Source organism: Salinimicrobium soli (assembly GCF_048323655.1).
Taxonomy (GTDB): domain Bacteria; phylum Bacteroidota; class Bacteroidia; order Flavobacteriales; family Flavobacteriaceae; genus Salinimicrobium; species Salinimicrobium soli.
Genome location: NZ_JBLUWW010000001.1, coordinates 557,142 through 578,497, shown reverse-complemented (window position 1 = coordinate 578,497; position 21,356 = coordinate 557,142). Strand labels below are relative to the sequence as shown.

Sequence of the window (21,356 nt, the reverse complement as noted above, 5' to 3'; positions counted from 1 at the left end):
TCAGGTCCAAGATAGCAAATCAACAGGGTTCTTTCCCAATTTTCGATCCCGCAGTATTTTTTCCGAAGTAGAATTAGTAAATTGAGTTTCTTAAAAGAACCTCACTGAATGGGATTACTGATCTTATATGCCTTCATTTCTATCTTTTTTTCATTTATGTGCTCCATCCTGGAAGCCGCATTTTTGAGCATTACCCCGTCCTACATTCGGATGAAATCCCGACAGGGAAAACATTATGCGCACACGCTGGCTCATTTCAAACAGGATGTCGACAGGCCTTTGATCGCCATTCTCACCATCAATACAGTTGCTCATACCGTAGGTGCAATTCTGGTGGGGGTGCAGGCAGAAAGGGTCTTTGGAGACGGAGGTAATATTGTGGGTATAGTTTCAACATTAATGACCCTGGCCATCCTTATCATTTCAGAAATAATCCCAAAGACCATTGGGGCCACCTATTGGAAATCCCTGGGAAGATTTACTGCCACTACTCTGAAGATCTTTGTGTTTCCGCTGAAGTATACCGGAATCTTATGGCTGATGATGCTCACCACCAAATTAATTGGCAAAAGTGCCCATGTTAGCACCATGAGCCGGGAAGAATTTATGGCGATCACGGATGTGGCTGAGGAAGAAGGAGTCTTTGAGGGAAAGGAGACAACAGTCATCAAAAATATGCTGGTGTTCAATAATGTGTTGGCCAAAGATGTGATGACCCCATTTTCGGTTGCCGTGACCGAAGATGAAAAGACCTCTATTGAAAGTTTCCACAAACAGCATAAGAACCTCAAGTTTTCACGAATTCCGGTTTACAATCAACGGCCCAGCAATATCACCGGGTTTATTCTGAAAGATGAGGTGCTGGAACAAATGATCGATGAGAAAGGAACTCAACCTCTGAGTGTTCTAAAAAGGGAAATTCCGCTAACCTCTGAAGACACTCCCATTCCCGAGCTTTTTGATAAGTTCATTCAGCAGCGCACCCACCTGGCAATGGTAGTCGACCAATACGGGAATACCGTTGGACTGGTGACCATGGAAGATATCATAGAAACTTTGTTGGGACTGGAGATCATGGACGAAAGTGACAGTATTGAAGACATGCAGGTGTTGGCCCGAAAAAATTGGGAAAGACGTGCCCAAAAATTGGGTATTTTTAAAGGCAGGAAAACAAAGAATGACGAGTAGAGCCGTAATAGATACTCCCCTGGGAACTGCTATTCTGGAAGGGGACGAAAAAGGCCTAATTAGCCTGTCCCTTTCCGAAGAAAATCCCGGAGAAATAAACCCGGAAATTCTTCGCCATGCTGTAGTCCAACTGCGCGAATATTTCGAGGGAACCCGAAAAGAATTTGATCTGCCACTGAACCCTCAGGGTACAGACTTTCAGAAGAGAGTATGGGAACTCCTACTGGAGATCCCCTTTGGCAGCACCTGCTCCTACATGGACCTGGCAAAACAATACGGCGACCCAAAGGCTATACGCGCCATAGCTTCGGCCAACGGGAAAAATCCTTTATGGATCCTGGTGCCCTGTCACCGGGTCATTGGCAGCGATGGTTCACTTACCGGATACGCCGGCGGACTGTGGCGAAAAAAATGGCTGCTGGACCACGAGAATCCTTCCACTCAACAAAGTTTGTTCTAAAATGAAAAGATTCAAAAACACCTTTTTTGGCATCCTCCTTTTTCTCGTCGCTGCAGTTTTACTGCTGTACGTATTCGATTATGAATACATTTTAAAAGGAATCAGCACCACGTATCTAAGTGGTCACACTACGGCCTACATTGAGGATTATACGGAATTCCCAAACCGGGAGATCGAAGCGGGCGAGCCACAGGAATGGCCGCTGCACCATGGTTACAATTCGGTCAGCGCCACTGAACGCTTGCAACAGACCAATAAAGAGCTGGGAACGGTGGCCTTTCTCATCATTAAGAATGACAGCATTTGGTATGAAAATTATGCAGAGGGTTATGATAAAGACTCCCGTACCAACTCCTTTTCAATGGCCAAAAGTATTGTGGCCGCCTTACTTGGCAAAGCCATCGCTGAAGGAAAGATATCAGGGCTGGACCAGCCGGTTTCAGATTTCTTTCCGCAGTTCGATTCCCGTCTAACGGTGGGCGACCTTGCTTCGATGTCTTCCGGCCTTAACTGGGAAGAGAATTACTACAACCCATTCTCCATGACTGCCAGAGCTTATTTTGGAGATAATATTGAGGAACAGATCCTCTCTTTAAAAGTGGTGGAAGAACCGGGACAGGAATTTAATTACCTGAGTGGAAATACCGAACTATTGGGAATGGTTATCGCAAAAGCCACCGGAAAGACCCTTTCTCAATACCTGAGCGAGAGCTTCTGGAAACCTCTCGGGATGCACAAAGACGCCTTGTGGCAAATAGACAATCCTGAAAATGGCATGGAGAAAGCGTATTGTTGCATCGCCTCCAATGCGCGGGATTTTGCGAAATTCGGGAAGCTCTATAAAGACTTCGGAAACTGGAAAGGACAGCAATTGCTTGATTCTTCGTTTGTAGCTACTTCCATTCATCCGCGCTTTGAAGATTATCCCGACTACGGCTACGGATTGTGGCTCGAGGATTATAAAGGCAAAGACATCTTCTACCTCCGCGGAATTCTGGGACAGTACGTGATCGTTATTCCCGAAGATGATCTTATCATTGTACGCCTTGGCAAAGACCGGGGAAAAAGGCCTGATGACCAACAGCATTCCAATGATTTCTACACTTATCTGGATGAAGTATACAACATGTTAGGAAACCCGTTATGATCAAAAAAATCGCTTTAAAGAACCTGCTTTTTCTCGACATTGAAACTGTTCCTGAAAATGCCACTTTTGAAGAACTTTCAGAAGAAAAGAAGAAACTCTGGGAGCTGAAGACGCAATACCAGCGAAAAGAAGAATTTTCTCCCGAAGAATTCTATGAAAGAGCCGGAATATGGGCAGAATTTGGGAAGATCATCTGTATCTCTGTCGGTTATTTTGCATTCCAGGGGGAAAAAAGAACCTTTAGAATTACCACTTTACATGGGGAAGAGAAAAAGTTATTGGGAGATTTCAAAAACCTGCTGGAGGATCATTTCAGCAGACCTCAACACCTGCTTTGCGCCCACAACGGGAAGGAATTTGATTTTCCGTACATCGCACGACGAATGCTGATCCACAACATGGAATTGCCCAACAAACTCGACCTCTTCGGAAAAAAACCCTGGGAAGTTCCTCACCTCGATACCCTGGAGTTGTGGAAATTTGGAGATTACAAGCATTACACCTCTTTAAAGTTGCTATGCAATGTGCTCAACATCCCATCGCCTAAAGATGATATTGACGGAAGTGAGGTGTGCAATGTCTTTTATAAGCACCAGGACCTTGACCGAATAGTGACCTACTGTGAAAAAGATGTTATTGCCATTGCCCAGGTAGTACTAAGACTACGCCAGGAGCCCCTGCTTTCAGAAGAAGAAATTCTTACGGTTTAACAGTTCTTAAGAATTCCTTATAATCAAATGTTATTGTAGGAAGCTGCCTCTCAACTATTTGGTATCTTTAATTAGATGAATCCGGCTCTGAAGATCCGGTTTTCATAACCAATTAATTAACCAAAACACCATAATTATGTACCTGTACGTGGAACAATGGAATGTTACCCAAAAATGGATGGACCTTTCCAAAGAGGATCGAAGAGCTTATATGAACAAAGTGGGAGAAGCGATCAATGACATGAAAAAAGATGGAATCGAAAACCTGGGATGGGCTATGAACGATGAACATACGCCTTACCGAAGTGATTACCGATATATGGCAGTATGGAAAGTGCCTTCTTTAGAGCATGCCAAACGCTTTGAACACGGTGTTGAGGAAGCTCACTGGCATAAGTATTTTAATCAGGTGAATTCGCGCGGTGAGATCATGCCTATCAATGAAGCACTTGATTTTCTGGTCAACCTGGAAAAACGCTCCACATCAATTACAGAATAGTTTACTGAAAGTTCTAATATAAAAAAGACCTGCAGGATTTGTTAAACCTTGCAGGTCTTCCTTTTATAATTGCATTTCGGGAATTTCTCCTTCTATAATCAGCCTTCCTTCCGTCGCCTTTTGGATCTCCTCTACACTTACACCGGGTGCCCTTTCCAGAAGTTTAAATCCATCTTTGGTCACCTCAAGCACCGCGAGGTTAGTCACGATCTTTGTAACACAACCTACTCCGGTAAGCGGCAGCGTACATCTTTTCAGAAGTTTTGACTCTCCGGCACGATTGGTATGCATCATTGCAACAATAATATTTTCTGCACTGGCCACAAGATCCATGGCGCCTCCCATTCCTTTTACCATTTTCCCCGGAATCTTCCAGTTGGCAATGTCACCATTCTCAGCCACTTCCATTGCTCCAAGAATAGTCAAATCAACATGCTGTCCCCGGATCATTCCGAAGCTCATTGCGGAGTCAAAGAAACTGGCGCCGGGTAAAGCAGTTATTGTTTGTTTTCCGGCGTTGATAAGGTCTGCGTCTTCCTCTCCCTCAAAAGGAAAAGGTCCCATGCCCAGAATCCCATTCTCGCTTTGGAATTCTACCTGTATATCGTCACGCACAAAATTGGCTACCAAAGTGGGAATTCCAATTCCGAGATTTACGTAATATCCGTCTTTAACCTCTTTTGCGATTCTTTTCGCTATTCCGTTCTTATCAAGCATTTTCTAAAATTTGAAGATTTGCAGATTTTAAAATTTGAAAATTACTTCTTCTTACTTGAAGAAATGATTTTGGTTATGATCCTTATGATTGAATTTATCTCTTTCGGAAGCTCCGGTCCTGGATCAGGATAATGAGGTGAAGCCTTACAAAGCCTGAGCCAGTAGTCCGTTTCATCTGATTCCTTTGCAGCTATTTTGAACTTATGAATGAAATCTGCATTACTTTCTGCATTTTGAGCTTCCCACACATTAGCACCAATTGAAGTTCCACTTCTAAAAAGCTGGGAGGCCATTTCGTACTTATGAAGAGATCTTAACTTTTCCGAATAATCGATGGCTTCTAACGCAAAATTGAAGGTTTTGCTAACAATCAGATTTTCTTTGTCATCTCTCATAAGTTGCAGTTTTAGGTTTCATTTTCAAATCATCTCATTCCCAAATTTTCAAATCAATAATTTATTTTTTTCTAACGGTTCGTTGTTCTATTCTCTTCTCGTAATTCTTCCCCTGGAAGATTCGCTGCACAAAAATCCCCGGAATATGGATCTGGTTGGGATCTAATTCCCCCGGTTTAACGAGCTCTTCCACTTCAGCTACTGTGATCTTGGCCGCACCACACATCAACGGATTAAAATTACGGGCTGTACCTTTAAAAATGAGGTTTCCGGCTTCGTCTCCTTTCCAGGCTTTTACAAAAGCGAAGTCTGCCTGGTAGGCTTCTTCGAGCACGTACATTTTACCGTTGAACTCTCGGGTCTCTTTTCCCTTGGCGACCTCGGTTCCAAATCCGGCAGGAGTATAAACAGCGGGAAAGCCCTGCTGGGCTGCCTGACATTTTGCAGCAAGTGTTCCCTGTGGAGTGAGTTCTACCTCGAGCTCTCCGCTGAGCATTTGCCGTTCGAATTCGGCATTTTCGCCCACATAGGAGGAGATCATTTTATCGATCTGTTTTTTCTTAAGAAGTAAGCCGAGTCCAAAATCATCGACACCGGCATTATTGGAGATACAGGTAAGGTTTTTTACATTGCGGCGAACCAGTTCAGAAATGGCATTTTCAGGGATGCCACACAATCCAAACCCGCCAAGCATGAAGGTCATTCCATCCTGAACACCTTCAAGTGCCTGGGTGACGCCTTCTACAGTTTTCTTGATCATTGTTGGTTATTTTAATCCGAAAATACAAAAATAAAGTGCCTGCTACAACGCTTGCGCGGTGCAAACCCTATTTTCAGATCAAAACTCCCGGAATTTAGAAATCCAACTCGTCCGGAAGAGCATCCTGTTCTCCAGATCCGTTCTTGCCATAGTTATCGCAATCGATCTGGATACTTAAATTTTCAGGTCTCGGAAATTCCTCTTTAGAAATATCAAGCTGCTTGTCTGCGTACACTTTCTTCATATAGATCCCCCAGATAGGTAGAGCCATGGTAGCCCCCTGTCCATAGGCGATACCCGGAAAGTGAACCGCACGATCCTCTGCTCCTACCCAAACTCCTGTTACCAGGTTGGGAACCATTCCCATGAACCACCCGTCACTCTGATTTTGAGTAGTTCCGGTCTTTCCTGCAATGGCATTTTCAAATTCATAAGGATATCCGGTTACTGCGCGCTCGTATAATTCAGATCCTTTAGCCCAGCTACCTCTTAAACGGGTTCCGGAACCAAAGCGTGTTACCCCTTCCATAAGGTTCACCGTCACGTATGCCGCTTCTTTGCTCAATACGTCCTTGGTTTCGGGTACGTGCTGATATAAGATTGTTCCGTTCTTATCCTCAATCCTAGTAACTATTACCGGTTTCACATAAACCCCTTCATTTACAAAGGCACTGTAGGCAGATACCATTTCAAATACACTAAGGTCTGCTGTTCCTAAAGCGATAGAAGGTACTTCCGGAATATTTTCACTGTCGATTTCGAGCTTTTCGATAAGATCAATGACCGGTTTAGGACCCACTCTATCTATTAACCGGGCTGTAACGGTGTTCACCGATTTAGCCAGTCCCTCCTGCAAGGTTACCATTCCTGCATATTCACCACCGCTGTTCTTCGGTGTCCAATCATTTTGATTACCATGCTTCCCTGCTTCAATTGTATACAGGCTCATAGGAACCGTATCACACGGAGATAAGTGTAATTGATCTATTGCCGTTGCGTAAACAAAAGGCTTGAAGGTAGATCCAACCTGCCTTTTACCCTGCTTCACGTGATCGTACTTGAAGTGTTTAAAATTGATCCCACCAACCCAGGCTTTGACTTCTCCTGTTTGTGGGGTCATTGACATCATCCCGGTTTGAAAGAAAGATTTATAGTATAGTATAGAATCTTTTGGTGTCATGATGGTATCCTTCACTCCATCCCAGGTGAATATCTTCATACTTGTCTTCTGGTCAAATGATTTGAGGATCTCCTCATTTGATTTCCCCATATCTTTCAATATGCGCCAGCGTTCACTTCTGTTCATAGCATCCCGAACAAGTTTGTTTCTTTCCTCCAGTGTAACATCTCTAAAAGGGGCGGTTTTGTTATTTTTATTCTGGCGATCAAATTCCTTCTGAAGGTTGGCAAGGTGCATTTTTACTGCCTCCTCTGCATACTCCTGCATTCTGGAATCTATACTGGTATATATTTTAAGGCCGTCGCGATATATATTGTATTTGCTGCCGTCGCGTTTCGGGTTCTTTTCGATCCAATCTTTCAGAAATCCCTGTAAATACGCACGAAAGTAGGTGGCAATTCCCTCATCATGGCCTTGGGGAGTAAAGTCTATCTTCATTGGAATCTGTTGTAGCGAATCCTTCTCTTCTTGAGTGATATATCCATTCTTCGCCATCTGGCCTAACACCACATTTCTTCTTTGTTCTACTAATTCTGGTCTTCTTACAGGGTTGTAATATGCGGAATTCACTAGCATTCCCACCAGAACGGCAGACTCTTCAGGACGTAATTCTTTTGGTTCCTTATCGAAATATATCTTTGCAGCTGACCGAATTCCAACCGCCTGATAAATAAAATCGTATTTATTGAGATACATGGTAATAATCTCTTCTTTAGTGTACTGACGTTCCAGACGGGTTGCAATGATCCATTCCTTGAATTTCTGTAGTACCCTTGCAGCCGGATTTTTGGAGGCATTTTCTGTGAACAGCAATTTAGCTAACTGCTGGGTAATAGTACTGGCCCCACCTTTTTTACCAAGGTAAACAGCAGCTCTTAAAGTACTTCGGGCATCAATCCCCGAATGTTCATAGTAGCGCTCATCTTCTGTAGCGACAAGAGCTTCAACCAGGTGCTGCGGAAGATCTTCATATTTAATCGGAGTTCTGTTCTCGTTATAATATTTCCCAAGAGTCTCTCCATCTGAAGAAATAATTTCTGTAGCCAGATTAGTCTCAGGATTCTCCAATTCCTCAAAGGTAGGCATGGAGCCAAAAACTCCCCATCCCGCCAGGAGGAATAAGAACAGAATTGCCATTATTCCAATTGCAAAAACGCTCCAGAACCATGCTTTATATCGGCTGTAGTCCCTTCTTTTCTCAGCCTTTTTCTTTGAATTTGTTGTTGTCTTGCCCATGGGCCAGTATAAATTATTGTTGTGTATCTTCTATTCTAAAGCCCACTTCGGTTATGCCTTTGAGGCCTTTAATGCCGCTGGTGCTGTCTCTTTTTCGCATAGCCTGCTGAATGGTGACTTCATATTCTCCTGCTTCCGGAAAACGAAAGTTTTCCTTATACCAAAGCTTGCTCTCCTTCACCTCACCAAAGCCTGTGCCAAGCCATTCTCCCGAAGGTTTCGCCATCTCATATTGCAGAGTATCACTTAAAACCTTTCCATTCGGAAAGTTAAGTTCGGTGATTACATAAAGGTTGCTGTACTTGTAATCTGAATTGTTCCGCAGGTTTATAAACAGATTATAATCACGAATAGTATCCGGAGCCTCCACTTTAAATCTTACCAGTGAGTCCCGGTGCCACTCATTAGGAAGTGTTTCATAACTGTCATACACCCTGTTCTTATCACAGGATACCAGGCTCAACAGACTTATAAAAATTAGCAGAAAGGCGGGTCTACCCATTCTTTTGAGGTTTTCTCTTTTTGCGTTTGTTCTTCCTCTTTTTCTTGCCAGAACCTTTGTTGTCAAAACGGGTAAGGCTGTCCTGCCCCACTACATTGTTGAAATCTGGTTTAGATTCCAGTTCCACCTGCACCGCGAATTCTTCGAGACTGTTCACAGGCTCCTTTTTCGAATTCGCCTTAATGATCTTATTGGCCTGTTCTACCGTAAGCGTGTGCCAGTTACTCCAGTCTCCTTCATAGGCATACCACAGAAGACCTTTGAAAATATCTATTTTTTGACAGACAGCCGTACCCTTTTTTGTGTACAGTTTTACTTCTGTCTTCGGAAAGTCTTTCAAAGCATCAAGGTACGTGTCCAATTCGTAATTGAGACAACATTTCAGCTTCCCGCACTGGCCTGCCAGTTTCTGAGGGTTTAGTGAAAGTTGTTGATATCTTGCTGCCGAAGTGTTTACCGACCTGAAATCTGTAAGCCAGGTAGAGCAGCATAATTCCCTTCCACAGGAACCAATTCCGCCTAAACGGGAAGCTTCCTGCCTGAAGCCTATCTGTCTCATTTCAATACGGGTATTGAATTCCCGCGCAAATTCTTTGATCAACTGCCTGAAATCTACTCTTTCTTCGGCAGTATAGTAAAAAGTGGCCTTGGAGGCATCACCCTGGAATTCAATGTCACTTATCTTCATTTGAAGATCAAGCCTTATGGCGATCTCCCTTGCACGCACCTTCATCTTATCTTCCCTGTCCCGCGCCTGTTGCCAAATGTCAATGTCGCGTTGGGAAGCTTTTCTATAGATCTTGAGCACTTCATTGCTGTCTGGGCGCACCTTTTTCTTCTTCATTTGTACGCGCACCAGTTCACCGGTTAAAGACACTACTCCCACGTCGTGACCGGGAGCAGCTTCAGTAGCCACTACATCTCCTATTGAAAGGCTAAGATTTTCGGTATTTTTAAAAAAGTGCTTCCGCCCATTTTTAAAACGGACCTCTACACAATTAAAAGGCTCCATTCCCTGAGGAAGGCTCATATTTGATAACCAGTCGAACACCGAAAGCTTGTTACAGCTGTCGGTTCCGCAGGTTCCGTTATTTTTACATCCTTTTGGCTGACCGTCCTTGCCGGTCGCACAACTACTACATCCCATAATCTATATGTTGGAATCCTGAAGCGCTTCAAGCACTTCGGATTTTATTTTAATACTAAAACTATTGAGGTAAATATACCATTATTTATGGAACGCATGGCCGGCAAACTAATTGTTAGCGTTTGTAGATAAGAACCTCAGAACGCCCTTTTTTGAAGATCTTGTTGCTGTTGCCTTTACCTTTTCTAAGCGCTTTTTGCTCCTCATAAGGTAATGCCGCTATTTCCTGACATTTATCTGAACAGCAGTTGCTCATTTTCTCTGCACATTCCTCGCACTGAATAAAAAGAAGGTGACAGGCCTCATTCGCACAGTTGACGTGGGTATCACAAGGTTTACCGCATTGGTGGCAGTTTGAGATCACCTCATCACTAATGCGTTCTCCCCGCCTGTGGTCAAACACGAAATTTTTTCCAAGGAATTTATTTTCCAGTTTGAGGTTTTCTACCTGCCGGGCGTATTCAATGATGCCGCCTTCCAGCTGGTAAACCCTTTTAAATCCTTTATGCTTGTAATAGGCACTGGCTTTTTCGCAACGAATTCCCCCGGTGCAATACATAACCAGATTCTTATCTTCTTTATGATCTTTCAGGTCCTCTTCTATTATAGAAAGACTGTCTCTAAAAGTATCTACATCGGGAGTTACCGCACCTTTAAAATGGCCAATTTCACTCTCGTAGTGGTTTCGCATATCCACCAGTACGGTGTTTGGATCTTCCAAAAGCTCATTGAAGGTCTTTGCGTCTACATGCACTCCTTTGTTGGTAACATCAAAAGTGGCATCATTGAGGCCATCGGCCAGGATCTTATCCCGCACTTTTACCTTCAGTTTCAGGAAAGATTTGATATCATGCTCGATGGCAATATTAAGGCGAACATTCTCGAGGAAGTAAATTCCGTCGAGGAATTCTTTAAATTTTCCGAAGTTTTTGGCGGGCACAGAAAGCTGGGCGTTGATCCCTTCGTGTGCCACGTAAATTCGTCCCAGGACTTCCATTTCGTCCCAGGCTATAAAAAGGTGATTCCGGAAAAGTTCAGGATTCCCGATCTTTGCGTATTGATAGAAAGAGAGCGTAAGCCGGTCTTCTCCGGCCTCTTCAAGCAGAGCTGCTCTTTCTTTAGCGCTTAATTTATTGTACAGTTGCATGCTATACTAACGTTTAAGGTTAAAGAAATTTTGCGCAAAGATAAGGCTTTAAATGAAAAAATGCCCGGATGTAATATCGGGGCATTTTTTTTCGAACGGCTAATTCGTTATTAATATATTTTAATCTTTTTCAAACTAAAAATAAAAATAACGTTAGCCACCGTCCACCCGGCAGCTGCAGCTGAGATTAACCACCGCAGGGCTACCGGAAATACTTAGAATAATATTCCTTTTTAAAAATTTCATGCAGTTATTGTGTTGCTTTACCTAATAGATGCGCAAAAGCAGAAAAGGTTGCGTATTAATTTTATGCACATATAAAAACTTATAGTATTTTAGCACCACTATCAAATTAACAGAAGCTGAAATAATGAGTAACGAGAAAGAAAAAGAAGCAAAATTAAAAGCCCTCAAACTCACCCTTGACAAAATGGATAAAACCTACGGAAAGGGAACCGTAATGAAAATGAGTGACCAGTCGGTTATGGATATTGAGGCAATTTCCAGCGGATCTTTAGGACTGGATCTGGCCCTGGGAGTGGGAGGATATCCTCGTGGAAGAGTGATCGAAATATATGGACCTGAATCTTCAGGGAAAACAACCCTTACGCTTCATGCAATTGCCGAAGCTCAAAAAGCCGGAGGTATTGCAGCTTTCATTGATGCAGAACATGCTTTTGACCGTTTTTACGCTGAGAAATTAGGAATTGATCTTGAAAACCTGATCATTTCACAACCCGACAACGGAGAGCAGGCGCTTGAAATTGCCGATAACCTGATAAGATCTGGAGCTATCGATATTATTGTTGTGGATTCTGTAGCAGCTTTGACTCCGAAGAGTGAGATCGAAGGAGAAATGGGAGACTCAAAAATGGGATTACACGCCCGTCTTATGTCTCAAGCACTTCGAAAGTTGACTGCTTCCATCAGCAAGACACACTGTACCGTGATCTTCATTAACCAGTTAAGGGAAAAGATCGGGGTTATGTTTGGGAATCCTGAGACTACCACCGGTGGTAATGCGTTGAAGTTCTATGCTTCCATTCGTCTTGACATTAGAAGATCTACCCAGATCAAAGACAGCAATAGCGAAGTACAGGGTAATAAGACCCGCGTTAAGGTCGTCAAGAACAAAGTGGCACCGCCGTTTAAAACTGCCGAATTCGACATCATGTACGGAGAGGGAGTTTCTAAGATCGGTGAGATCATTGATATAGGAGTTGACTACGAGATCATCAAGAAAAGTGGATCCTGGTTCAGCTATGAAGACACGAAACTTGGGCAGGGCCGTGATGCGGTGAAGATCCTGCTAAAAGATAATCCGGATCTTATGGAAGAACTGGAAACAAAAATCAAAGCTGCCATTAAAGTGGCAAAAGCTTAAAAAAGTAAGATCCCGGAAAGTTTTCCGGGATTTTTTGTTTTTAGGCGCAACCATTAAAACCTTTCTGCATCATATTAAGAGAGAAACTATTTAACTACCTCTCTTTTAACCATGAAGAAAGCCTTTTTTGCCCTCCCGCTACTCCTATTTTTACTCAGCTGCAGTACAGATGACTCTACAATCAACGGAGAATATGTCTTTGTTCCCATTGCCTCGGTAGAATTACCTGAAAGATTCATTAATGGGAATTCTTATGACATTGAATTCACCTACACCCGTCCCTCAAGCTGCCATACTTTTGCTGCCGTGCAGCAGGAGCTGGATGGAGAGATGGTAAAAATAGGGGTGGTGAATCTCTACCGGGAAGCTAAAAGTTGTGAAAATGAGGAGCTAAGTGTGGAAGGCAGCTTTAGATTCGTTGCCGGCAACCAGGAATTTTATATATTTAAATTCTGGCAAGGATTTGATGAAAATGGTGAGAGCACATATTTAACCATTGAAGTTCCCGTGACAAACAGTGCATAAAAAACCCCTATTTGAGCATAAAACAACTCATACAAAGATGTAAGAAGCAGGACATAAAGGCACAGGAGCACCTTTACAGGCTTTACGCCCATAAGTTGTTCCCCGTCTGTCTAAAGTACTCTGCAAGTTACCAGCAAGCAGAAGACAATCTGCAGGATGCATTTTTGATGATCTTTGAAAAAATTGCTCAATATAAGGACAAGGGCTCATTCGAAGGCTGGATGAAAAGGATCGTGATAAATACAGCCCTGCAGAAGTACAGAAAACAAACAGTATTTGAAATTATTAGAGAGGAACACCTAAAAGAACCAGAACTGGAAATAGACGAAGATGAAATCCCGGTAGATTTTCTGTTGAAAATCATTCAGCAGTTACCGGATCGTTACCGGCAGGTATTCAACCTTTATGCGCTTGATGGATTTTCGCATAAAGAGATCGCCGAGATCATGAATATCTCCACCGGTACCTCAAAATCGAATTTGGCCAGGGCAAGGGTGATCTTAAAGGAAAAAATAGAATCAAGCCTGATTAAACCAGCCGCACGGTCCATTTAAATGAAGGAAAGGAAGCATATAGACAGAATTTACCAGGAGAAATTCCGGGATTTTGAGGCTACTCCCAATGAGGCAGTTTGGCGTTCGATCTCGGCAAAGCTCCATGAAAAAGAGCGGAAACGACGTGTCCTTGCTCCTCTCTGGACTCGAATGGCAGGCGTGGCCGCAATTTTAGCTATTATTCTTCTAATCGGCGACTGGATCTTCCCGCTTTCTTCCAGTAACAGGATTGCCAACCAGGAGCTGGAGCAGGAATTACAGAATAACACCCGTCCATCAGATAATCAATTGGCATTAACGCCGGATGAAGCTATTGCAGAAAATTCTTCGGAAGATCTCTCACAACATAATTCAGCTGTACTTCAGAAAGAGAGAACCACGACGACCAAAAGGTCCCCATTGGATCAAATAAAAGGTGAAGAAAAAGGCATTTCTAACATTATCCCTGAAATAACTTCTGTAGAAAATGCAAAACCTGTTCAAACTGACAAGAAGAAGAAAAAATCTCTTTTTGAAGAGTTGAAAAAACCTGAAACTACAGTAGTTACAGCACCTCACGAACCACTTTTTGAAGTCTCTACACACGCCGCGCCCATCTATTACGGCAACTTCGGAAAAGGTAATTTCCTGGATCCACGCTTCAATGATAACAATAACCAGGGAGAGATCACTTACTCCTACGGAATCCATATCGCTTATGTAATATCAGACCGGTTCAAGATAAGATCGGGTATCAACAAGGTGAATATGAATTATAACACCAAAGGTATTGCTTACCAGGCAGTATCGGGACCAAATGCCATAGCCGGAGTAGAACTTAATAAAGGGGATCTTCCTAAAAAGGCCGGTGTGATGGGAGATATTCCCGGAGGTGGCGCACAACAAACAGCAGCCTTTGACAGTAACCGGGCCAGTATTGGAAGCCTTTCGCCGGGTTCTTTGAACCAGGAAATGGGATTCATAGAGGTTCCGGTAGAAATAGAATATAATTTACTGGAAGGTCGTTTTGAATTAAATCTGATTGGTGGTGCGAGTACTTTATTCCTTGATGAAAATAAGATTTCACTTAATACCGAAGATTTTACAGCCATAGGAAAGGCTACAAATCTTAACCATATAAGTTTCAGTACGAACCTTGGACTTGGATTGGACTACAACCTGACGAACAAATTCAAACTTAACCTGGAGCCAATGTTGAAATACCAGATCAATACTTTCAACGCTGCTTCGGGAGATTCACAACCCTATTACCTGGGAATTTATTCCGGATTTAAATATAAATTCTAGGAGGTGGCTTGCAGCTCCTGCAGCAGAAGCTCCCGGGTGTTCTCCCGCAAATTCTTCTTTTCCTCCTGCCCCAGCCCTTCGGTACAAAGAAACTTCTTGATCTTTACGCGCATTCTGCCGGGACTGCCTTTTGTGAGCACATAAGGAAAACGCTTTTTGTTGTCATAAAAAACAATAGGTACGATAGGGATCTGGTGTTCCAGAGCCAGTCGAAAAGCACCATCTTTAAAGGTATCCAGGGTGATCGAAAGATCATCGGGCACTCCTCCTTCCGGGAATATACAGATACTAGTCCCGTCATTCAGTCGTTTTTGAGCCCGGTCAAATACTTCTTTTCGACTTCTTTGATTTCCGCGGTCTACAAGAATACAGGTACGTTTATAGAAGTATCCAAAAAGGGGAATTTTTACCAGTTCTTTCTTACCAACAAAAACAAAAGGGTTTTTCATGGCAACCAGCATCAGCATAATGTCGGTCATGGAGGTGTGGTTGGCAACCAGCATGTAACTTTTGCCTTTTTCAAGTCGCTGTTCCCGCTCGATCTTCGGAAAAAATCCCATTCCGTAGAGAATAAAGAAAGCCCACCAGCGGGCAAGGATAAAGAACTGCGGATAGAACCTTGTGCGCGAAGTAAAAAGTAGCAATAAAGGCAAAAAAATAATGATTGGAATAGCCATTAGGATATAGAACCAAATTCGCCAGAGCACAATTAGGAATGACCGTAGGAGTTGCATAGGAATCAAAAATAAGCAATTGATTGAAGGAATTCTTCAAAATAGATACCTTTGTGCAAAATTAAAAAAGCCGATGTCCCGAATACTTACAGGAATACAAAGCACAGGAACACCTCACCTGGGAAATATATTAGGCGCCATTATTCCGGCCGTGGAAATGGCCAATGATCCAAAGAACGAATCCTTTTTATTCATTGCAAATCTCCATACCCTAACCCAAATCAAGGATGCTGCGGTAATGAAAGAAAATACGCTTTCTACTGCTGCCACCTGGCTTGCTTTTGGCCTTGACATCGAAAAATCGGTTTTTTACCGTCAAAGTGATATTCCGCAGGTTACAGAGCTTAGCTGGTATTTAAGTTGTTTTTTTCCTTTTCAGCGTTTGACCCTGGCGCATTCTTTTAAAGATAAAGCTGACAGGCTGGAAGACGTGAACGCAGGGCTTTTTGAATATCCTATGCTCATGGCAGCAGACATTCTTCTTTATGATGCTGACATTGTTCCTGTTGGAAAAGATCAGTTACAGCACCTCGAGATCACCCGCGATGTAGCTTCCCGTTTCCACAACAAAATGGGAGAAGTGTTTGTGATTCCGGAGGCGAAGGTTTCCGAAGAGACCATGTACGTTCCGGGAACTGATGGTGGTAAAATGAGTAAATCAAAAGGAAATATTATCAACCTGTTCCTGCCTGATAAAAAACTGCGCAAGCAGATAATGGCAATTGAAACGGATAGTACTCCGCTGGAAGATCCAAAAGATCCGGATACCTGTAACGTGTTCAACCTTTACAAGCTGGTTGCCACCAAAGAACAGACTGCCGAAATGCGCCGGAATTACGAAGCCGGAGGTTATGGTTATGGCCATGCCAAACAAGCTCTTTTTGAAACCCTGATCAACAGGTTTAAAAAGGAAAGGGAAACCTATAACCACTATATGGAAAACCCTGAAAAGATCGAGGATGCCTTAGCACTGGGAGCTCAAAAAGCACAAAAAACTGCGGATGCTGTCCTTGGAAAAGTGCGTGCAAAATTAGGTTACTAGACTGCTTCAAATAATTTTCCCGGGAGTGGTCTAACCACTCCTTTAAGTTCCATGTTCAGCAGCAAAGTAGCTGCTTTAAAGGTCGGGATACTGCAGTTGAGGGCGATAAGGTCGAGCTGCTCTTTTCCATTTTCCTTGAGATAGCCGTATAGCTTCTGCTCCTCTTCTTCTAACTCTACAAAAAGCTGTTTTTGTACAGGTTTTAACTTCTCATCCAACTGCCAGTTCAAAATGTAGACAAGATCTGCAGCGTCTGTAAGTACATGTGCCTGTTGAGATTTAATGAGCATATTACAACCTTTGCTCTGGGAATCGCCGGGCCTTCCGGGTACTGCAAAGACTTCGCGGTTGTAGGAGTTGGCAATATCTGCCGTGACCAGGGAACCTCCTTTTTCTGCACTTTCAATGACCACCGTAGCTTCGCTAATACCCGCAATGATCCTGTTTCTCTTCAGAAAATTGTTGCGATCAAAAACATCTGTACTCCAAAAATCGGTTAAAAAGCCTCCGTTCTCCTCTATTTCCCGCACGTAGCGATTGTGAACTTTCGGATAGATTTGGTTAAGGCCGTGCGCCAGACAGCCTATTGTTTGCAAGTCATTTTTGAGAGCCGCACGTTGTGCAGTGATATCAATACCGTAGGCAAAGCCTGAAACGATCACCGGGTCCAGAGGTGCAAGGCGCTCTACCAGTTCTTCGCAAAAAGAAATTCCGTGATTTGTTGCGTTTCTGGTGCCTACAATACTAATGATCTTTTTCTGCTTAAGGTCTACCCTGCCCTTTTGGAATAACAGAATGGGCCCGTCAAGGCAGTGCTTTAATTTTTCGGGATATTCTTCCTCTTTGAAATAAAAACATTCGACCCTATTCTTCTCAATGAACAGAAGTTCTTTTTCGGCTGCTTTAAGATGTTGAGGATCCTGAAGTTCCTGCAATTTTATTTTTCCAATGCCGTCTATTTTGAGCAACGAAGACAATTTCTCCTTAAAAACAGCTTCGGGAGAGCCTGCAAAACGGATGAGTTTTTTAGCTGAAGCATCTCCGAGGTTCGGTATGTGCTGAAGCGCTAAAACATATTGGAGATCAGAAGATTGCATGCCTTAAAATAAGGTAGGAAAAGTAGTTTAAAAATTTGTTAATAAAATACCGTCACCCTGTTTTTTCTGAATTTAAAAATTTCTACATTTGTTTAAATGGCAATAGGAAATTACATACACGATCTTCTTTACCGGTATGAATGCGTGATACTTCCCGGTTTCGGAGCTTTTATCACACAACAGCATTCTGCCCGTATACACCAGTCCACCAACGAGTTCTATCCTCCAAAAAAGACAGTTTCCTTTAACAGGCAACTGGTACAAAATGACGGATTACTTGCAAATCATATAGTGGCTGTGGAAGGAATTCCCTATGAAACTGCCCTGGAAAAACTGGAACTTTTTGTTCATGACCTTCAGACCATTCTGGAAAAGAATAAGGTTGTGAATTTCGATAATATCGGTTCATTTACTGTCACCGCAGAAGATAAACTTCAGTTTGAACCTGCTGTACAGATCAACTACTTAAAAGAGGCTTTTGGGCTTAGTCCTTTTGCTTCCAACCAGATCCTTCGGGAGAACTACAAGAAACAGGCTCTTGCTATTGAAGAAAAAGCTCCTGTTGCCTTTACTCCTGAACGAAGAAGATCTAACTGGCTTAAATATGCGGCCATCGGATTACTTGCAGTTGGCTTGAGTGGTGCCGCCGGATTGAATATCTACAGCAATCAGGTGAATGAGCACAATCTTGCAGAACAGCAGAAAGCTGCAACTCAACTTGAAAATCAGATCCAGCAGGCCACCTTTGTCATCGACAATCCGCTGCCAGCGATTACCCTGAAAGTTTCCAAGCAAGTCGGGAATTATCACGTGGTAGCCGGCGCTTTCAGAATGGAAGAGAACGCTGACAAAAAAGTGGAGCAGTTAAAAGCTGAAGGTTACAAAGCCCGAAAGATCGGCGCAAACCGCTTCGGACTTCATCAGGTGCTATACAGCAGTCATGAGACCCGAAGAGATGCCATCAACGCACTGAATCAGGTGAAAAGAAACTCCAATCCCGGAGCCTGGCTACTGGTTCAGGAGCTGTAAACTCTATCAACAGAACTTTTTCTGAAATAACTTTTTAATATACCATTAACGTAGGTGGTTTATTAAAGCACCTTACCTTTGCCCGAAAATTAGCTACATGCAAGCAAAAAGTCCGGAAGAATCACGTACTATAATGACTGACCTGGTATTGCCCAGCGAAACAAATCCTTTAAATAACCTTTTTGGAGGGGAATTACTGGCCCGTATGGACAGGGCTGCAAGTATTGCTGCCAGACGTCACAGCCGAAGAATTGTAGTGACCGCTTCGGTTAACCACGTTGCTTTTAACAAGGCCGTGCCTTTAGGAAGCGTGGTCACCGTGGAAGCAGCCGTTTCCAGAGCTTTTAAGACCTCTATGGAGATCTACATAGATGTATGGGTGGAAGACAGGGAAAGTGGCCACAGAAGCAAGGCAAACGAGGCTATTTACACTTTTGTAGCAGTAGATGAAACCGGTACGCCGGTACAAATTCCGCCTCTGGAACCAAAAACTGATCTTGAAAAAGCCCGTTTTGCAGCCGCATTACGTCGCAAGCAACTGAGTTTGGTATTAGCAGGAAAAATGAAGCCCGGTGATGCCACCGAGCTTAAAGCCTTGTTTACCGAAAAATAAAATTCCGATTTACATTTTATAAATCCATTCCTCCGGATTCAATTTCGTGGAGTTCTGATAGAGCAGAAAGTGCAATGTGGTCTTGCCTGTGGTGCTACTGGTAGCGACCTCTCCTAGTTCCTGCCCAATGGCCACCTCATCGCCTTTACGCACATAGATCTTTTCCAGGTTATTGTAGATGGTTATATAATCTCCGTGCCTTACCATTACAGCCTTGTTGGCTCCTTTTACAGCCTGTACCTCACTCACTGTTCCTCCAAATATGGCTTTGGCCTTACCTCCGTCTTCCGTATCTATTCGCACTCCATTACTATTGATGGTAATTGATTTTACCACCGGGTGAGGCTGTGTTCCAAAATGCATGGAAACCACTCCCGACTTTACAGGCCATGGTAATTTTCCTTTGTTAGCAGCAAAATTAGCCGCCAACACTTTAGCTTCAGGAGTCAGTTCAAAAACCTCGCGGGAAGTAGAACCCGTATTCTTATTGTTGGCCGCAATAGCATCAGCAATGATCTTTTCGATCGCCTTATCAATTGCGTTCACCTCCTGTTGCTTCTTTCTCAGTTCAGCAGCATATTGTCCTTCTTTCTTCCGAATGGTAGCGATCAATCCCTGCTGGGATTTTTTGTTCTGTTCAAGTTCAGCCCTTGTCTTACGGTTTTCGGCGATCAACTTGTCTTTGGTCTTTTTCTGTTCGGCAAGACCGGCATTTAACTGCTGAAGTTCCACCGTGCGCTCCTTGATCTCCTCTCCCTGATCATGCCGGTAATTAGCATACTGCTTCATGTACTGCAGCCTTTTGTATGCCTGCAGAAAACTTTCCGCAGACAAAAGGAACATGATACGACTTTGCTGGGATTTACTTTTATAGGATTTGCGAACCATACGGGCATAATCATCCTTTAGCTCTTCCAGTTCCTTTCGCATTTGTCCTATTTTATTCTGATTGGACCGAATTTCCCTGGTCAACAGATTGGCCTGCTGATTGGTCACTCGAATAAGGTTTTCAGTAGTCCTTATCTGTTGATCCAGGTCTTCTACCTGGGTAAGTATGGACTTCTCTTTTTTCAGGTTGGTGGTACGCAGGTTATTAATCCTTTTGATCTCCTGCTGAAGTTCGAGCCGGCGCTGTTCCAATTCCTCCCTGTCCTGGGCGAAGGAAGTAACACTAAGAAGAAGGAACAAACCAGCCAGGAGGGGCTTTAAAAATGACATTTTTCTCATTTTATAGAAATTTCTTCATATCCCGAAGGTATTGAAAAGGGAAAAGATACCGGAACATCGAATTCCAGGGACCGGAACTGCATATCGATCCTGGTGCTTTCAGCACCATCGTTCGCAAGGATCTTTATAGACTGTGGAATAACTCTTCCACTTACCTTTTGATATTCGGGATAGGTGACTGTTACGCTTCTGTTTTCTACTTTCTGGCCAATTTGTTGCGCCAGGGCTTTATAATTGGCAGCATCCAATAGAAAGAGCTTCTTAAGAAAACCGGGGTCTGCCGGCTCCAGCTGGTAACCTCTAACAGATTCGGTAAGCTTATATCGCTCCTTTCGAAGGTCATAGATAGTTTGACCCAGAAGTAAATTCTGTACTTTCTGAAAATCCAGCGGTGTTCCCAGCCAATGGCTCAACAACCGGAAATCACCGTCAAAATAGGTCTTGGTGATCTTCTCATAGTACTGGACCGAATTGGGAGTGATCATTACTTTGGCAAGTGGTATCCCTAAAAGTTGGCCGCTCATCCAGATGGTGTCATCCTTTTTCATGCGAAAAGTGACCGTCACACTCTGACTTCTGTCTTCGGTTTGATAATCTATCCCAAGCCGACCCTGAAGTGTATTAAAATCAATGGCTTTTGTGTAGTGCTTATCCACTACAGAAGTTACCGCTGCATCTTCGGCAGGAGTACCTCCCATTTTAGCCTTTCGGGATCCACAGGATGTAAGGATTAAAGAGAATAAAAGAAGTAAGAATATTGGGGAGCGTCTGTTCAT

Annotated in this window: 23 protein-coding genes; 12 read left to right on the top strand and 11 right to left on the bottom strand. The window is 43.2% G+C overall.

Annotation, left to right across the window (positions count from 1 at the left end; translation table 11 throughout):
- Positions 1 to 108: 108 nt before the first annotated feature.
- The 5 genes from ACNORC_RS02760 to ACNORC_RS02740 all read left to right on the top strand — a co-directional run bounded on the left by ACNORC_RS02760 (position 109) and on the right by ACNORC_RS02740 (position 4,004).
- Positions 109 to 1,188, top strand: coding sequence for a CNNM domain-containing protein (locus ACNORC_RS02760; protein WP_418334060.1), 1,080 nt, complete (start codon positions 109 to 111; stop codon positions 1,186 to 1,188).
- Positions 1,178 to 1,648, top strand: a complete 471-nt coding sequence (locus ACNORC_RS02755; protein WP_418334059.1) for a methylated-DNA--[protein]-cysteine S-methyltransferase — start codon at positions 1,178 to 1,180, stop codon at positions 1,646 to 1,648. The genes ACNORC_RS02760 and ACNORC_RS02755 overlap by 11 nt, the downstream gene beginning before the upstream one ends.
- 1 nt (position 1,649) lies before the next feature.
- Positions 1,650 to 2,795 carry a serine hydrolase domain-containing protein gene (locus ACNORC_RS02750; RefSeq protein WP_418334058.1) on the top strand — a complete coding sequence of 382 codons (1,146 nt, stop codon included), beginning with the start codon at positions 1,650 to 1,652 and terminating at the stop codon, positions 2,793 to 2,795.
- Entirely contained in the window at positions 2,792 to 3,505 is a 714-nt protein-coding gene (locus ACNORC_RS02745) for a 3'-5' exonuclease (protein ID WP_418334057.1), read from the top strand. The genes ACNORC_RS02750 and ACNORC_RS02745 overlap by 4 nt, the downstream gene beginning before the upstream one ends.
- 136 nt (positions 3,506 to 3,641) lie before the next feature.
- Positions 3,642 to 4,004 (top strand): DUF6616 family protein, encoded by a 363-nt coding sequence (locus ACNORC_RS02740; RefSeq protein ID WP_418334056.1) that lies wholly within the window; start codon positions 3,642 to 3,644, stop codon positions 4,002 to 4,004.
- Positions 4,005 to 4,067: 63 nt separating this feature from the next.
- Here the strand turns inward: ACNORC_RS02740 and ACNORC_RS02735 are convergent, their stop codons facing one another.
- The 7 genes from ACNORC_RS02735 to trhO form a co-directional block, all read right to left on the bottom strand.
- Complete coding sequence (locus tag ACNORC_RS02735; RefSeq protein WP_418334055.1) at positions 4,068 to 4,721, bottom strand: CoA transferase subunit B; 654 nt, start codon at positions 4,719 to 4,721, stop codon at positions 4,068 to 4,070.
- 41 nt (positions 4,722 to 4,762) lie between these two features.
- Positions 4,763 to 5,116 (bottom strand): four helix bundle protein, encoded by a 354-nt coding sequence (locus tag ACNORC_RS02730; protein ID WP_418334054.1) that lies wholly within the window; start codon positions 5,114 to 5,116, stop codon positions 4,763 to 4,765.
- Between the two features lie 61 nt (positions 5,117 to 5,177).
- Positions 5,178 to 5,876 carry a CoA transferase subunit A gene (locus ACNORC_RS02725; RefSeq protein ID WP_418334053.1) on the bottom strand — a complete coding sequence of 233 codons (699 nt, stop codon included), beginning with the start codon at positions 5,874 to 5,876 and terminating at the stop codon, positions 5,178 to 5,180.
- Between the two features lie 94 nt (positions 5,877 to 5,970).
- Positions 5,971 to 8,292: a penicillin-binding protein 1A gene (locus ACNORC_RS02720; RefSeq protein ID WP_418334052.1), complete on the bottom strand. Its 2,322-nt coding sequence runs from the start codon at positions 8,290 to 8,292 to the stop codon at positions 5,971 to 5,973.
- A 13-nt stretch (positions 8,293 to 8,305) separates the two neighbouring features.
- Entirely contained in the window at positions 8,306 to 8,794 is a 489-nt protein-coding gene (locus ACNORC_RS02715) for a gliding motility lipoprotein GldH (protein ID WP_418334051.1), read from the bottom strand.
- Complete coding sequence (locus ACNORC_RS02710; RefSeq protein WP_418334050.1) at positions 8,787 to 9,941, bottom strand: PSP1 domain-containing protein; 1,155 nt, start codon at positions 9,939 to 9,941, stop codon at positions 8,787 to 8,789. The genes ACNORC_RS02715 and ACNORC_RS02710 overlap by 8 nt, the downstream gene beginning before the upstream one ends.
- 115 nt (positions 9,942 to 10,056) lie before the next feature.
- Complete coding sequence (gene trhO, locus ACNORC_RS02705) at positions 10,057 to 11,088, bottom strand: oxygen-dependent tRNA uridine(34) hydroxylase TrhO (protein ID WP_418334049.1); 1,032 nt, start codon at positions 11,086 to 11,088, stop codon at positions 10,057 to 10,059.
- A gap of 370 nt (positions 11,089 to 11,458) precedes the next feature.
- Between trhO and recA the strand changes: the two genes are divergently transcribed.
- The 4 genes from recA to ACNORC_RS02685 all read left to right on the top strand — a co-directional run bounded on the left by recA (position 11,459) and on the right by ACNORC_RS02685 (position 14,838).
- Positions 11,459 to 12,472: a recombinase RecA gene (gene recA, locus ACNORC_RS02700; RefSeq protein ID WP_418334048.1), complete on the top strand. Its 1,014-nt coding sequence runs from the start codon at positions 11,459 to 11,461 to the stop codon at positions 12,470 to 12,472.
- A 111-nt stretch (positions 12,473 to 12,583) separates the two neighbouring features.
- Positions 12,584 to 12,997: a hypothetical protein gene (locus ACNORC_RS02695; RefSeq protein ID WP_418334047.1), complete on the top strand. Its 414-nt coding sequence runs from the start codon at positions 12,584 to 12,586 to the stop codon at positions 12,995 to 12,997.
- 11 nt (positions 12,998 to 13,008) lie between these two features.
- Positions 13,009 to 13,551 (top strand): RNA polymerase sigma factor, encoded by a 543-nt coding sequence (locus ACNORC_RS02690; protein WP_418334046.1) that lies wholly within the window; start codon positions 13,009 to 13,011, stop codon positions 13,549 to 13,551.
- A complete protein-coding gene (locus ACNORC_RS02685) occupies positions 13,552 to 14,838 on the top strand; it encodes an outer membrane beta-barrel protein (RefSeq protein ID WP_418334045.1) in 1,287 nt (428 codons plus the stop codon).
- Here ACNORC_RS02685 and ACNORC_RS02680 read toward each other — a convergent pair.
- Positions 14,835 to 15,572, bottom strand: a complete 738-nt coding sequence (locus ACNORC_RS02680) for a lysophospholipid acyltransferase family protein (protein ID WP_418334044.1) — start codon at positions 15,570 to 15,572, stop codon at positions 14,835 to 14,837. The two genes, ACNORC_RS02685 and ACNORC_RS02680, sit on opposite strands and share 4 nt — an antisense overlap.
- A gap of 73 nt (positions 15,573 to 15,645) precedes the next feature.
- Here ACNORC_RS02680 and trpS point away from each other — a divergent pair, with 73 nt between their 5' ends.
- A complete protein-coding gene (gene trpS / locus ACNORC_RS02675; RefSeq protein WP_418334043.1) occupies positions 15,646 to 16,614 on the top strand; it encodes a tryptophan--tRNA ligase in 969 nt (322 codons plus the stop codon).
- On the opposite strand, the gene dprA is transcribed toward trpS, so the two are convergent.
- Positions 16,611 to 17,711 carry a DNA-processing protein DprA gene (dprA, locus tag ACNORC_RS02670; RefSeq protein ID WP_418334042.1) on the bottom strand — a complete coding sequence of 367 codons (1,101 nt, stop codon included), beginning with the start codon at positions 17,709 to 17,711 and terminating at the stop codon, positions 16,611 to 16,613. The two genes, trpS and dprA, sit on opposite strands and share 4 nt — an antisense overlap.
- Before the next feature lie 96 nt (positions 17,712 to 17,807).
- On the opposite strand from dprA, the gene ACNORC_RS02665 reads away from it, so the two are divergent.
- The gene (locus tag ACNORC_RS02665) at positions 17,808 to 18,740 is read left to right on the top strand and encodes an HU domain-containing protein (RefSeq protein WP_418334041.1); all 933 of its coding nucleotides are present in this window, start codon (positions 17,808 to 17,810) and stop codon (positions 18,738 to 18,740) included.
- 97 nt (positions 18,741 to 18,837) lie between these two features.
- Entirely contained in the window at positions 18,838 to 19,353 is a 516-nt protein-coding gene (locus ACNORC_RS02660) for an acyl-CoA thioesterase (protein ID WP_418334040.1), read from the top strand.
- Positions 19,354 to 19,362: 9 nt separating this feature from the next.
- Here ACNORC_RS02660 and ACNORC_RS02655 read toward each other — a convergent pair whose 3' ends face one another.
- Positions 19,363 to 20,571, bottom strand: a complete 1,209-nt coding sequence (locus tag ACNORC_RS02655) for a murein hydrolase activator EnvC family protein (protein WP_418334039.1) — start codon at positions 20,569 to 20,571, stop codon at positions 19,363 to 19,365.
- Between the two features lie 5 nt (positions 20,572 to 20,576).
- Positions 20,577 to 21,356, bottom strand: a complete 780-nt coding sequence (lolB1, locus tag ACNORC_RS02650) for a lipoprotein insertase outer membrane protein LolB1 (protein ID WP_418334038.1) — start codon at positions 21,354 to 21,356, stop codon at positions 20,577 to 20,579.